The organism is Stenotrophomonas sp. 3diitr2024 (genome assembly GCF_042136455.1).
In the GTDB taxonomy this organism is placed as follows: Bacteria; Pseudomonadota; Gammaproteobacteria; order Xanthomonadales; family Xanthomonadaceae; genus Stenotrophomonas; species Stenotrophomonas sepilia.
Genome location: NZ_JBHHMJ010000814.1, coordinates 1 through 13,060 on the forward strand (window position 1 = coordinate 1; position 13,060 = coordinate 13,060).

Consider the following 13,060-nt stretch of genomic DNA (forward strand, 5'->3'; position numbering starts at 1 on the left):
GCCACGCCGGTAAACGCCTTGGTGGCCGAATTGAGCGGGAAGCGGGTGTCCCGCGAGGCAAGCACGCCGTTCTCGACGTTGGCCAGGCCGTAGGCTTCGGAGAGCACGATCTGCCCGTCCTTGACCACCGCGACCTGCAGCACCTGCAGCTGGCCAGCCTGCTGCTGCGCCTGGAAGAACTGGTGGACCTGTGGCAGGACTGCCGCACCCTGCAGCACGCGATCGACCAGGGCACGGCGCCGTTGGATCGCGCGCACTACCGCATGGCACCCGCCCAAATCAGGTTTCCGCCTCAGGTGTTGGCCGGCGAACTCAGCGGCGGCCGCACCAGGTCGCGGTGGAAGAAATAGATTTCCTGCACCAGGAAGCGCCAGCTGGTGTGGAAGCTGCGGAAGCGCGTGCTGGGCGTGGACGAGGCCAGTGCATCGATGCCCAGCGCCTTGCTCAGGCGCAGCGCGCGCGCCATGTGCAGCGGGTCGCTGACGATGATCACCCGGTGCAGGTTGCGCTGGTCCATCAGCCGCTTGGCTTCCACCAGGTTCTGCACGGTGTTGCGCGAGGCAGTCTCGATCAGGATCGCATCGTCCGGCACGCCGTGCTTGAGCGCATAGCGCCGCGCCACCTGTGACTCGGAAAAGCGCGCGCCGGTACCACCATAGCCGCCGGTGAAGATCAGCAGCGGCGCGAACTGGGCCTCATAGAGATCCAGCCCATGACGGATGCGTTCTTCGAATACCGGCGACGGCTTGGCGTCATAGGCCGCCGCACCGAGCACGATGATGGCGTCGGCCTTGGCCGCCTGGTCACGCTCGCCGACCCAGACGATCCAGGCAGTCACGCCCAGCAGCCAGATCACCAGCAGGACAAACAACCGCCACAGCCAGCCCAGCAGGCCAGTGCGATGCCGGTGCCGGTCGCGGCTCACGGCGCGCCCCAGCGCAGTGCGGGCAGGTCGACGTTGCCGCCGGACAGCACCAGGCCCACGCGCAGGCCGGCAAAACGCTGAGGCTGCGCCAGCACCGCGGCGAGCACGGTCGCCGATGACGGCTCGACCACCTGCTTGAGGACCTCCCACAGCAAGCGCATCGCCGCCATCGTCGCCGCGTCATCGACCACGATCACCTCGGCGTTGGCCGCACGCAGCAGCTCGAAGTTGGGCGCGCCGATCAGGGTGCGCAGGCCATCGCAGATCGTGTCCGGGGTGAACGCCGCCTGGCGCTCGCCAGCGGCCAACGAGCGCGCGGTGTCGTCCGCGCCGGCCGGCTCGGCCAGCACCAGCCGGGTCTGCGGGCTGGCGAGCTGCAGGGCCCGCGCGGTGCCGCTGGCCAGGCCACCGCCGCCCACCGGCACCACCAGCACGTCGAACGGGCCGTCGCTGTGCAGCAGCTCCAGTGCTGCGGTGCCCTGCCCGGCCATCACCGCCGGGTCCGCATAGGGATGGACCAGGGTCGCGCCGGTATCAGCCTGCACTTTGGCGCAGGTGGCCTCGCGGTCGGCGATGGTTGGTGGGCAGCGCCAGAGCGTGGCGCCATGGCGGGCGATGTTGGCCAGCTTGGCCGCCACTGCACCTTCGGGCACCACCACGTGGCAGGGAATGCCACGGGTGCGCGCGGCCAGGGCCAGGGCGGCGCCGTGGTTGCCGGAGGAATGGGTGACCACGCCGGCGCCGGCGCGATCGGCATCCAGCGACCACACCGCATTGCACGCGCCGCGGAACTTGAATGCGCCACCGCGCTGCAGATGCTCGGCCTTGAACGCCAGCTGCGCGCCGGCCAGCGCATCCAGCGTGCGCGAGCGCAGCACCGGGGTCACGCTGGCGTGCGGCGCGATCCGCGCAGCGGCAGCCAGGACATCATCGGCACGGGGCAACAGTGAATCGCTCATGACGCAAGATTAACGTATGGCTCCCTGCTGGCGACCCCGGCACAGGTCATGCCAGCATGGCAGCCTTCACCTCCATTCATCCTGGACAGTGAAGTTAAGGGCCGATTCAACGCCTGCGCATGAAGCTCACTGTACAACCCGTCCTCTGGGGGGACCCACCATGAAAACGCGCCTGATGCTTGCCGGTGGCCTGATGCTGGCCCTGACCGGCTGCACCACCTACGACTATGTCGGCGGTGGCCGCAGCGGCAGCTACTACCACGGTGCGCCGTCGGTGGAGTACCGCTACCCCGCCGGCTATCCCTACAACTACGGCTACCCGTACTACGGCGGCTATGGCGGCTACTACGGCGGCTATGGCAATCCGTATTACTCGCGCCCGATCTACCGCCCGCCGCACAACCACCGCCCGCCACCGCGCCCACCCGGCAACGGCGGCGAGAACCGCCCGCCACCGCCGTCGCGGCCGTCGTACAACGGCGGTTCGCCGTGGCGGAACATGGACTCGATGCGCCGGCCGCCGCAATCGAACATCCAGCCCTCTGCGCCCCCGCCGCCGGCCCGTCCGGCTCCGGCGCCGAGTGCGCCAAGAATGAACGGTTCCCCCTGGCGCAACATGGATCGTGGGACGCAGCGCACAGTTGAGCGCTGAACCGTCTTGCATTTCATACGGTCCAAGCCGCACTCTACGGGGCCAGTGACGGCCCGCGTCACAAAGTGACAAAAACGACACGGGCCGCCGCAAAAAGCTCTACGTCGATATCCGACAGGAACATCTGGATCCCCCCTGTTCCGGCCCTGTCGGATGTCGGCACCTCTGAAAGCGGACGGCCCCGCAGTGCGGGGCCGTTTGTTTTGCGGGGTCGTCAACCGGCGGCCGCAGCTTCCGTAGATCCACGCCATGCGTGGATGGCGGCCTCCCGATAGCGCCAAAAAACAGGGCCGGGCAGTCCCCCGACTGCCGGCCCCCTGCTCCCCCACCGTGCGCCTGTACCGGCCCCTGTTCCAATTCCGGTCACGGGCGCCTGCGGCGCCAGCCACGGTGGGTGCTATTGGGTTATCTGCAAAAATCCTGCCAACTTTAGGGCTGATTTCGACGGGAGCCGGCCGGCGCCGACGTCGCGGCCCCGAATGGCGCTAAAATCGCCACCCCGGTGCCGCCCCGGCCGCGCCCGCCCCCAGCTGAACAGCCCCATGAACCCGTCCTTCCATCGTTACGACGTCATCGTCATCGGCGGTGGCCACGCCGGCACCGAAGCCGCGCTGGCCGCGGCCCGTACCGGCGTGCGCACCCTGCTGCTGACCCACAACATCGAAACAGTGGGCGCGATGAGCTGCAACCCGGCCATCGGCGGCATCGGCAAGGGCCATCTGGTCAAGGAAATCGACGCCCTGGGCGGTGCGATGGCGCATGCCGCCGACCGCGCCGGCATCCAGTGGCGCACGCTCAACGCCTCCAAGGGCCCGGCCGTGCGCGCCACCCGCTGCCAGGCCGACCGCAACCTGTATCGCATGGCGATCCGCGCCATTGTCGAAGGCCAGGCCAACCTGACCGTGTTCCAGGCCGCGGTCGATGACCTGGTCATTGAAGGCGACGCCGTGCGCGGGGTCATGACCCAGACCGGCCTGCGCTTCGACGCCGGGGCCGTGGTGCTGACCGCCGGCACCTTCCTGGCCGGCAAGATCCATGTCGGCCCGACCCAGTACGCCGCCGGCCGCATGGGCGACCCGCCGGCCACCACGCTGGCGGCGCGCCTGCGCGAGCGTCCTTTCCAGGTGGACCGCCTGAAGACCGGCACGCCGCCGCGCATCGATGGCCGCTCGCTGGACTACAGCGTGATGGACGAGCAGCCGGGCGATTCGCCGCGGCCGGTGATGTCCTTCCTCGGCTCGGTGGACGAGCATCCGCAGCAGGTCAGCTGCTGGATCACCCACACCACCGAGCAGACCCACCAGATCATCCGCGACGCGCTGCACCGCTCGCCGCTGTACAGCGGCCAGATCGAAGGCATCGGCCCGCGCTACTGCCCGTCCATCGAGGACAAGGTGGTGCGCTTCGCCGAAAAGGCCAGCCACCAGATCTTCGTCGAACCCGAAGGCCTGGGCATCGTCGAGATCTACCCCAACGGCATCTCGACCTCGCTGCCCTTCGACGTGCAGCTGGAGATGGTGCGCAGCATCCGCGGCTTCGAGAACGCGCACATCACCCGCCCCGGCTACGCCATCGAGTACGACTTCTTCGATCCGCGCGGGCTGAAGGCGTCGCTGGAGACCAAGCTGGTGAACGGCCTGTTCTTCGCCGGCCAGATCAACGGCACCACCGGCTATGAAGAAGCCGCCGCGCAGGGCCTGCTGGCCGGCCTCAACGCCGCGCGCCAGGTGCGCGGGCTGGACGGCTGGTGCCCGCGCCGCGACGAGGCCTACCTGGGCGTGCTGGTGGATGACCTGATCACCCACGGCACCAACGAGCCGTACCGCATGTTCACCAGCCGCGCCGAGTACCGCCTGCAGCTGCGCGAGGACAATGCGGACCAGCGCCTGACCCCGACCGGCCGCGAGATGGGCCTGGTGGATGACCGTCGCTGGGGTGCGTTCGAGACCAAGCAGGCCGCCGTCGCTGCCGAGCGCGCACGCCTGGGCGCGCTGTGGGCGACCCCGGCCAATGCGCTGGGCCGCGAAGTGCAGGACACGCTGGGCGTGGCGGTCAGCCGCGAGACCAACGTGCTGGACCTGATCAAGCGCCCCGAGCTGGATTACGCGCAGCTGATGCAGGTGCCATCGCTGGGGCCGGCCGTGGCCGACGCCAAGGTGGCCGAGCAGGTGGAGATCGGCGTGAAGTACGCCGGCTACCTGGACCGCCAGCGCGAGGAGATCGAGCGCCAGCAGCGGCATGAGGCCACGCCGATCGCCGAGGCGTTCGACTATGCGACCGTGCGCGGGCTGTCGGCCGAAGCACTGCAGAAGCTGGAGCGGGTGCGCCCGCAGACCATCGGCCAGGCGCAGCGTATTCCGGGCATGACCCCGGCAGCGATCTCACTGCTGCTGGTGCACCTGGAGCGCGCGCGCCGCGGCCGCGTGGCGTAACGCGGGACCGTCCGCTTCTGGTGGGTACCGGCCAAGGTCGGCACGCACCGGAGCGGAAGACGCACCCACATTGGCGAACGCGCTAGCGTGCGTCGGCCCCGCCGCCCAGCACCTTGAACAACGTCACCCGGTTGCCCGCCTCCTGCTGCTGCAGCGCGATCAGGTCCTGCTGCGCGGCAAACAGGCTGCGTTGCGCATCCAGTGCCTGCAGATAGCCGTCCAGCCCGGTGCGGTAACGCGCATCGGCCAGCGTGTAGCTGCGCTGGTTGGCGGCCACCCGCGCGCGCTGTGCGTCCATCTGCACGGTCAAGTGATCGCGCGTGGCCAGCGCATCGGCTACTTCACTGAAGGCCTGCTGGATCGCCTTCTCGTACTGCCCGATGCCGATGTCCTTGCCGATCTTCGAGGCATCCAGCGAGGCCTTCAGCGCGCCGGCGTGGAAGATCGGCGCGGTGATGCTGGGCGCGAACGACCAGCCACGGGTGCCGGCCGAGAACAGCGTCGACAACGCGGTGGAGCTGTGGCCGTAATTGGCGGTCAAGGTCAGCGTCGGGAAGAATGCAGCGCGCGCGGCACCGATATCGGCATTGGCCGCCTGTAGTACGTGTTCGGCGGACAACACGTCCGGGCGCTGCAGCAGCACGCTGGACGGCAGGTTGGCCGGCAGCGGCGCCAGTGCCACGCTGCCATCCAGCGCCTGCGCGGTTGGCAGCAAGGCCGGATCCAGCGGCGCCCCTACCAGCAACTGCAATGCATCGCGATCCTGCGCCTGCTGCGTCTGCAGCTTGGCGAGCGCACCGCGCGCGGCTTCGACGCTGGTCTGTACCTGCGACAGGTCCAGGCCCGAGGCCAGGCCTTGGGCGTGGCGGGCCTCGGTGCGCTGCAGGGTCTGCTGCTGGCTGTCCAGGGTCTGCCGGGTGAACGCCAGTGACTGCTCGTCCGCTGCCAACGCCAGCCACGCCGTGGCCACTTCGGCCACCAGGCTGGTGCGCGCGGCGCGCTGGTTCTCGGCGCTGGCCAGCCAGTTCTGCAGGGCCTCGTTCTTCAGGCTGCGGATGCGTCCGAACAGATCCAGTTCCCAACTGCTGATACCCACCTGCACGGCATCAGATTCGGTTACCTGGGTGGCACCGGTCTCGCTGTTGGCATCACTTACCCGCGAGCGGGTGACACTGCCGCTGGCATCCACCGACGGCAGCAGCGCCGCGCGCTGGATGCGGTACTGCGCGCGTTCCTTCTCCACCTGCAGCATGGCCACGCGCAGGTCGCGGTTGTTCTGCAGCGCCAGCGCGATCACCTGCTGCAGGCGCGGCTCGAGGAAGACTTCGCGCCAGGCTGGCACCGCCAGTGCTGGCTCGGCCTCGGCCGTGGCGGCATTGCCGAATTGTGCCGGCACCGGCGCCTCGGGCCTCTGGTAATGCGGCGCCATGCTCACGCAGCCACCCAGCACGGTGGTCATCGTTGCGGCCGCAATGGCGCGCAGCAGCATCGGCTTCATGGGCTTGCCTCCGGGGCAGTGGCTTCGGCAGGCGCGCGGCCCGGGAACAGGCGGCGCACGAGCAGGTAGAACAACGGCACGAAGAACATGCCCAGCACCATCGAGGCGACCGTGCCGCCGGCCACGCCGGTACCCAGCGAGCGGCGCGCGGCCGAGCCAGCGCCGGTGGCGAACACCAGCGGCAGCACACCCATCAGGAACGCCAGCGAGGTCATCACGATCGGCCGCAGGCGCAGATAGACGGCCTGCAGGATCGCCTCGCGGGTGCTCCTGCCCTGCTGTTCAAGGATGCGGGCGAACTCGACGATCAGGATGCCGTTCTTGGCCGCCAGGCCAATCGTGGTCAGCAGGCCGACCTGGAAGTACACGTCGTTGTTGAGGCCACGCAGGTTCATCATCAGCACCGCACCGAACACACCCACCGGCACCGCCAGCATCACCGCGAACGGCACCGCCCAGCTTTCATACAGCGCGGCCAGGCACAGGAACACGAACAGCAGCGAGATGGCGTACAGCATCGGCGCCTGATTGCCCGACAGCTGTTCCTGGTAGGCCATGTCCGACCAGGCATGGCTGAAGCCTTCCGGCAGCGCGTCGGCCAGGCGCGCGATCTCGGCCATCGCCTCGCCGGAACTGACGCCCGGCGCGGGCTGGCCGGTGATCTCCATCGCCGACACGCCGTTGTAGCGCTGCAGCGCGGCCGGCGCGCTGGTCCAGTGCGCGCTGACCAGCGACGACAGCGGCACCATCTGGCCGGCCTGGTTGCGCACGCTCCAGCGCTCGATGTCCTGCGGCTGCATGCGCGCTTCGGCGGCGCCCTGGATGAACACCTTCTTGATGCGGCCCTTGTAGATGAAGTTGTTGACGAAGTCGCCACCCAGCGCCGCGTTCAAGGTGTCATTGATGTCCTGCGGATTCACGCCCATGGCCTGCGCCTTGGCGTCGTCCACCTTCACCGCATACACCGGCGCGTCCTCCAGGCTGGCGTAGCGCACGTTGACCAGCTTCGGATCCCTGGCGGCCTCCTTCAGCAGCGTGTTGCGCGCGGCCACGGCGGCGGCATGGCCGGCGCCGCCTTCGTCCTGCAGTTCCAGGGTGAAACCGCCCGCATCGCCCAGGCCAAGGATGGCCGGTGGCGAGGTGATGAACACCTGCGCATCGGGCACGCTGGCCATGGCCGCGGTCAACCGTGCGGCAATGGTGTCGGCGTCATCCTTGCGGTCATCCCAGTCCTTCAGGCGGATGAAGGCCTGGCCGACGTTCTGGCCGCTGCCGGTGACACTGAAACCGGCGGTGGCCTGGATCGACAGCACGCCGTCGTCCTTCACCGCGGCGGCACTCAGGCGATCCATCACCGCGCGGGTCTGCTCCAGGGTGGCACCGGCCGGCAGCTTCACCAGCGCGTTGAGCATGCCCTGGTCCTCGTCGGGCAGGAACGCGCCCGGCAGGTGCCACAGCAGCAGGCCGGTGGCCACGCTCAGCACCAGGTAGAACCCCACGCCCAGCGTGCGCCGGCCAAGGAAGCCATCCACCCGGCGACGCAGGCCGTTGGAGGTGCGCTCGAAACGGTGGTTGAACCAGATGAAGCACTTGCCCAGCAGGCTCGGCTCACCGCCGTGGTCGCCATGCGGATGGCCGCCCTTGGGAATCTGGTGCAGGATGCTGCCGCACAGGGCCGGGGTGATGGTCATCGCCACCAGCACCGACAGGATCATCGCGGCGGCAATCGTCACCGAGAACTGGCGATAGATCACGCCGGTGACACCGCTGAAGAACGCCATCGGCAGGAACACGGCGGTCAGCACCAGCACGATGCCCACCAGCGCGCCGGTGATCTGGCCCATCGCCTTCAGCGTGGCCGGCTTCGGCGCCAGCCCTTCGAAGGTCATCACCCGCTCCACGTTCTCCACCACCACGATGGCATCGTCCACCAGCAGGCCGATGGCCAGCACCAGTGCGAACATGGTCAGGGTATTGATCGAATAGCCAAATGCCGCCAGCACGCCGAAGGTGCCCAGCAGCACCACCGGCACCGCGATGGTCGGGATCAGGGTGGCGCGCCAGTTCTGCAGGAACAGGTACATCACCAGCACCACCAGGATGATCGCCTCGATCAGGGTGATCACCACTTCCTTCAGCGAGATGGTCACGAACGGCGTGGTGGTGAACGCCACGTGGTAGGTGTAGCCGTGCGGCCAGTACTTCTGCAACTGCTGCAGGCGGGTCTCGATGGCCTTGGACACGGCGATGGCATTGGCGCCGGCGTTGAGCTCGATGCCCAGCGACGCCGACGGCTTGCCGTTGAAGGTGCTGATGCTGTCGTAGCTCTCCGGCCCCAGGCCGATCGTCGCCACGTCGCCCAGGTGCACTACGCTGCCGTTGGCATCGGCCTTCAGCACCACCCGCGCGAACTGTTCGGGCGTGTGCAGGCGGCTGCGCGCGGTGACCGTGGCGTCCAGCTGCTGGCCCTTCAGTGCCGGCTGGCCACCCAGCTCACCGGCCGAGACGTCGGTGTTCTGCGCCTGCAGTGCGGTCTCGATGTCCGACGGCATCAGCGCGTACTGGCGCATCTTCTCCGGGTCCAGCCAGATGCGCATGGCGTATTCCTGGCCGATCGGCTGGATGTTGCCGACACCACTGACGCGGCTGATCTGGTCGTCGATGCGCGCTTCCATGAAGTTGGCGACATCGAAGTTGTCCATGCTGCCGTCTTCGCTGGTGAACGACAGCACCTCGAAGATCGAACCACTGGACTTGGTGATGGTCAGGCCGTTCTGCTGCACCGCCTGCGGCAGCGTCGCCATCGCCGCCTGCAGCTGGTTCTGCACCTGCACCTGCGCGGTGTCCGGATTGGTGCCGGTGGCAAACACCAGGTTGACCTGCGCCGAGCCATCGGAGGCGCTGGTGGAGGTCATGTACATCAGGTGGTCCAGGCTCTGCTGGGACTGCTCGATGACCTGGGTGACCGCGTTTTCCACGGTCTGCGACGAGGCGCCGGTGTAGGTGGCGCGGATGGTGATGGTGGGTGGGGCGATCTGCGGGTAGCGGTCCACCGGCAGGATCAGGATCGCGAGCAGGCCGAGCAGGCTGACCGCGATGGCGATCACCCAGGCGAAGATCGGCCGGTCGATGAAGAAACGAACCATGCGCGGCAGGCCTCAGTGCGACGTTTCGTCGGTGTTGCCGGTCGGGTCGATCGCCGGCATTGCGGCCAGCTGCGCGGTGGTGGCCGCCACCGCCTGCACCTGCTGGCCAAGCGCTACCGCGCTGCCGTTGCTGACGATCACCCGATCGCCAGCCTTCAGCCCCTGCGTGATCTGCCACTGGTTGCCCACTACCTGGCCGGTGCTGACCCGGCGCTCGACCACGCGGTCCTTTGCGTCGAGCAGGCGCAGCAGCGGCTCGCCACGTTCATTGCGCAGCACCGCCTTCTGCGGCACCAGCAGGGCGCGCGCATCGGTGGCCATCGGCAGCACCGCCCTCAGGTACATGCCCGGCAGCAGCAGGCCCTCCGGGTTCGGAATGACCGCGCGCAGCACCACGTTGCCGGTGCCCGGGTCGACTGCGCTGCCGACAAACTCCAGGGTGCCTTCATGCGCGTACGTGCTGCCGTCCTCCAGCAGCACCTTCACCTGTGCCTTGCCGTCGATGGCTTTCACCCGGCCGGCATCGAGCTGCTTGCGCAGCGCCAGCATCTGCGTGCTGGACTGGGTGACATCCAGATAGACCGGGTCCAACCGCTGGATGGTTGCCAGCGCCGCGTCCTGGCCGGCGGCGACCAGCGCGCCAGCGGTGACGCTGGACGTGCCGATGCGGCCATCGATCGGTGCAGTGACCCGGGTGTAGTCGAGGTTGATGCGGGCCGCCTGCAGCGCAGCGCGCGCGGCGATCACATTGGCCTGGGCCTGCTTCAGTGCCGAGGTGGCATCGTCGGCGTCCTGCTTGCTGGCCGCATCCATGCCCAGCAGCGTGCGGGTGCGCTCGGCCTTCGGCTGCGCCGACAACACGGTGGCCTCGGCCTGCGCCAGCTGGCCACGCGCGGTATCGAAGGCGGCCTGGTACGGCGCCGGATCGATCTGGTAAAGCAGCTGGCCGGCCTTGACCTGCTGGCCTTCGGTGAACAACCGCTGGCGGATCAGCCCAGCGACCTGCGGGCGCACCTCGGACACCTCGAACGGTACGGCGCGACCGGGCAGGGTCTGTTGCAGGGCCAGCGGCTGCACGCTGGCAGTGATGACGCCCACTTCAGTGGTGGCCGGGGCCTCGGGCCTGCCCGCCGAGCAGGCCGCCAGGGCCAGCAGCAGGGGCAGCAACAGCGGAAGGGGGGAGCGGGACAGCGGGCGCAGGAGTGACATGGGGGGCGTGGGGGCCTTGCGTTGACCCGTGCACGCTGCCGTGGAACTGTGCAGAGAATATGGAGATTGTGCGACCGGCTCAGCGGGCGCTTGCTTTCGGCGCCGCATGCGCCGCTAATGGCCCCGCGATGGCGAAGATTCGACTCAAATTCGGCCTGACCGCGAAGACCTTCCTCGCGATCTTCACCGCCTGCCTGCTGGTGCTGACAGTGAACGGTATTGCCAGCCGAGTGGCGTTCCAGACCGGCTTCCTGGACTACCTCAATGACCAGGGCGACCTGCGCATGCAGCGCGTGATGCCGCACCTGCAGCGCGAGTACAGTGCGCACGGCGGCTGGGAGCACCTGCGCGGCGACAGTGACCGCTGGGCGCGGCTGCTGCGCCCGGATCTGGCCCATGGGCACGAGGGGCCCGTGCCACCGCTGTCCGACCAGACCGGCGTTCCCTCTCGCCTGGGCCTGTTCGATGCACAGCATCGGTTCGTAGCCGGCAACCCGGACGCCACCAGCGACGACGAGCCGCACGCCGTGCAGGTGGACGGGCACACGGTCGGCTGGCTGGGCATGGTGCCGTTCCAGACCGTCATCGCCACCAACGACCTGAACTTCTACAACACCCAGATGCGTGCGTGGTGGGTGATCGGCATCGCGCTGCTGCTGGTGACGGTGCTGCTGGCCTGGCTGGTATCGCGCGCGCTGCGCCAGCGCCTTGCCAAACTGGCGGCGGCCACCCACCGGCTCGCCGCTGGCGACTACGCCACCCGCATCGAGCGCACCAGCGACGACGAGCTGGATGCACTGGTCAACGACTTCAACCGGATGGCGCAGGCGCTGGACGACACCGAGCGCAACCGCCGTGCCTTCATCGCCGATATCTCGCACGAACTGCGCACGCCGCTGGCGGTGGTTCGTGCCGAACTGGAAGCCATCGAGGACGGCATCCGCCCGCTGGACCGCGCCAACCTCGGTGCCCTGCAGGGCGAGATCCGCCAACTGGGCAAGTTGATCGACGACCTGCACGACCTGTCGATGACCCAGTCCGGCGGCCTGGCCTACCGCTTCGCACCGCTGGACCTGGCGGCGCTGCTGCGCAGCGAGCTCAATGGCATGCGCGTGCGCTTCTCCACGGCGGGGCTGGCACTGGAGGAGAACCTGCCCGCCACACCGCTGCAGGTATCCGGTGACGAACGACGCCTGCAGCAGGTGCTGGCCAATCTGCTGGAAAACGCATTGCGCTACACCCACGCCGGGGGCCGCGTACGTGTGCAGGCAGCGCGCGTGCCTGCCGGTGTGCAGCTGACCGTGGAAGACACCGCGCCAGGCGTGCCGGCGGACAAATGCGCGCTGCTGTTCGAGCGCTTCTACCGGGTGGAGAGCTCGCGCAACCGGGCCAGCGGCGGCAGCGGGCTGGGCCTGGCCATCAGCCACAACATCATCCTCGCCCACCACGGCCTCATCCACGCCGAGCCATCGCCGCTGGGCGGGCTGCGCGTGGTCATTACCCTGCCGGAGCCTGCATGAGCCTGTCCACCGCCGCGTCCTCGAAGATCCTGATCGTCGAGGATGAGCCACGCCTGGCCTCGGTGCTGCGCGACTACCTGGCCGCCGCCGGCATGACCAGCGAATGGGTGGACGATGGCGGCCAGGTGATCGACGCATTCGCGCGCTACCAGCCCGACCTGGTGCTGCTGGATCTGATGCTGCCACAGCGCGATGGCGTGGACCTGTGCCGCGAACTGCGCGCCAGCAGCGATGTACCGGTGATCATGGTCACCGCACGGGTGGAAGAGATCGACCGCCTGCTGGGCCTGGACATCGGTGCCGACGACTACGTCTGCAAGCCGTTCAGTCCGCGCGAAGTGGTCGCACGGGTGATGGCGGTGCTGCGCCGCTACCGCCCGGACCCCGCTGCGCGGGCCAACAGCGGGCTGCATATCGACGAACCGGCAGCCCGCGCTACCTGGAACGGCAAGGGCCTGGACCTGACCCCGGTCGAATACCGCCTGCTGCGCACGCTGCTGGCCACGCCGGGCCGGATCTGGGCGCGCGACGAGCTGCTCGACCGCCTCTATCTGGACCACCGCGTGGTGGTCGACCGCACCGTCGACAGCCACGTGCGCAACCTGCGCCGCAAGCTGGCTGACGCCGGCATGGAAGGCGAACCGATCCGTTCGGTGTATGGCATGGGCTACAGCTACGAGCCGTGATCGCGTTCGCCGGGCTTGGCCCGGCGCTACCCC

Annotated in this window: 10 protein-coding genes; 4 read left to right on the plus strand and 6 right to left on the minus strand. The window is 68.6% G+C overall.

The window, feature by feature from the left end:
- The 3 genes from ABGA94_RS21750 to ABGA94_RS21760 all read right to left on the minus strand — a co-directional run.
- Positions 1-197 (minus strand): serine hydrolase (locus ABGA94_RS21750; protein ID WP_375368082.1); only part of this gene is annotated, 197 nt, incomplete at its 3' end.
- A 95-nt stretch (positions 198-292) separates the two neighbouring features.
- Positions 293-937 (minus strand): YdcF family protein, encoded by a 645-nt coding sequence (locus ABGA94_RS21755; RefSeq protein ID WP_061479043.1) that lies wholly within the window; start codon positions 935-937, stop codon positions 293-295.
- Complete coding sequence (locus ABGA94_RS21760) at positions 922-1,884, minus strand: pyridoxal-phosphate dependent enzyme (protein WP_111129523.1); 963 nt, start codon at positions 1,882-1,884, stop codon at positions 922-924. The genes ABGA94_RS21755 and ABGA94_RS21760 overlap by 16 nt, the downstream gene beginning before the upstream one ends.
- A gap of 160 nt (positions 1,885-2,044) precedes the next feature.
- Between ABGA94_RS21760 and ABGA94_RS21765 the strand changes: the two genes are divergently transcribed.
- Together ABGA94_RS21765 and mnmG are read left to right on the plus strand one after the other, a co-directional pair.
- Complete coding sequence (locus ABGA94_RS21765; protein ID WP_049415731.1) at positions 2,045-2,536, plus strand: hypothetical protein; 492 nt, start codon at positions 2,045-2,047, stop codon at positions 2,534-2,536.
- Positions 2,537-3,078: 542 nt separating this feature from the next.
- Complete coding sequence (gene mnmG / locus ABGA94_RS21770; RefSeq protein WP_005420137.1) at positions 3,079-4,968, plus strand: tRNA uridine-5-carboxymethylaminomethyl(34) synthesis enzyme MnmG; 1,890 nt, start codon at positions 3,079-3,081, stop codon at positions 4,966-4,968.
- An 82-nt stretch (positions 4,969-5,050) separates the two neighbouring features.
- Here mnmG and smeC read toward each other — a convergent pair whose 3' ends face one another.
- Genes smeC through smeA form a run of 3 tightly spaced genes read right to left on the minus strand, consistent with a single transcriptional unit; the run spans position 5,051 to position 10,821 of the window.
- A complete protein-coding gene (smeC, locus tag ABGA94_RS21775; protein WP_111129525.1) occupies positions 5,051-6,466 on the minus strand; it encodes a multidrug efflux transporter outer membrane subunit SmeC in 1,416 nt (471 codons plus the stop codon).
- Entirely contained in the window at positions 6,463-9,612 is a 3,150-nt protein-coding gene (smeB, locus tag ABGA94_RS21780; protein ID WP_111129526.1) for a multidrug efflux RND transporter permease subunit SmeB, read from the minus strand. Before smeB ends, smeC begins: the two co-directional genes overlap by 4 nt.
- Before the next feature lie 12 nt (positions 9,613-9,624).
- Positions 9,625-10,821, minus strand: a complete 1,197-nt coding sequence (gene smeA, locus ABGA94_RS21785) for a multidrug efflux RND transporter periplasmic adaptor subunit SmeA (RefSeq protein ID WP_375368080.1) — start codon at positions 10,819-10,821, stop codon at positions 9,625-9,627.
- 128 nt (positions 10,822-10,949) lie between these two features.
- On the opposite strand from smeA, the gene baeS reads away from it, so the two are divergent.
- Both baeS and ABGA94_RS21795 read left to right on the plus strand, forming a co-directional pair.
- Entirely contained in the window at positions 10,950-12,341 is a 1,392-nt protein-coding gene (gene baeS / locus ABGA94_RS21790) for a sensor histidine kinase efflux regulator BaeS (RefSeq protein WP_375368081.1), read from the plus strand.
- A complete protein-coding gene (locus tag ABGA94_RS21795; RefSeq protein ID WP_262220830.1) occupies positions 12,338-13,027 on the plus strand; it encodes a response regulator in 690 nt (229 codons plus the stop codon). Before baeS ends, ABGA94_RS21795 begins: the two co-directional genes overlap by 4 nt.
- Positions 13,028-13,060 lie beyond the last annotated feature (33 nt).

Bases quoted from the DNA above. Each gene is read 5' to 3' on its own strand.
- ABGA94_RS21795 (WP_262220830.1), top strand. From the start codon at position 12,338: ATGAGCCTGTCCACCGCCGCGTCCTCGAAGATCCTGATCGTCGAGGAT.
- baeS (WP_375368081.1), top strand. From the start codon at position 10,950: ATGGCGAAGATTCGACTCAAATTCGGCCTGACCGCGAAGACCTTCCTC.
- ABGA94_RS21760 (WP_111129523.1), bottom strand. From the start codon at position 1,884: ATGAGCGATTCACTGTTGCCCCGTGCCGATGATGTCCTGGCTGCCGCT.
- mnmG (WP_005420137.1), top strand. From the start codon at position 3,079: ATGAACCCGTCCTTCCATCGTTACGACGTCATCGTCATCGGCGGTGGC.
- ABGA94_RS21765 (WP_049415731.1), top strand. From the start codon at position 2,045: ATGAAAACGCGCCTGATGCTTGCCGGTGGCCTGATGCTGGCCCTGACC.
- smeA (WP_375368080.1), bottom strand. From the start codon at position 10,821: ATGTCACTCCTGCGCCCGCTGTCCCGCTCCCCCCTTCCGCTGTTGCTG.
- smeC (WP_111129525.1), bottom strand. From the start codon at position 6,466: ATGAAGCCGATGCTGCTGCGCGCCATTGCGGCCGCAACGATGACCACC.
- smeB (WP_111129526.1), bottom strand. From the start codon at position 9,612: ATGGTTCGTTTCTTCATCGACCGGCCGATCTTCGCCTGGGTGATCGCC.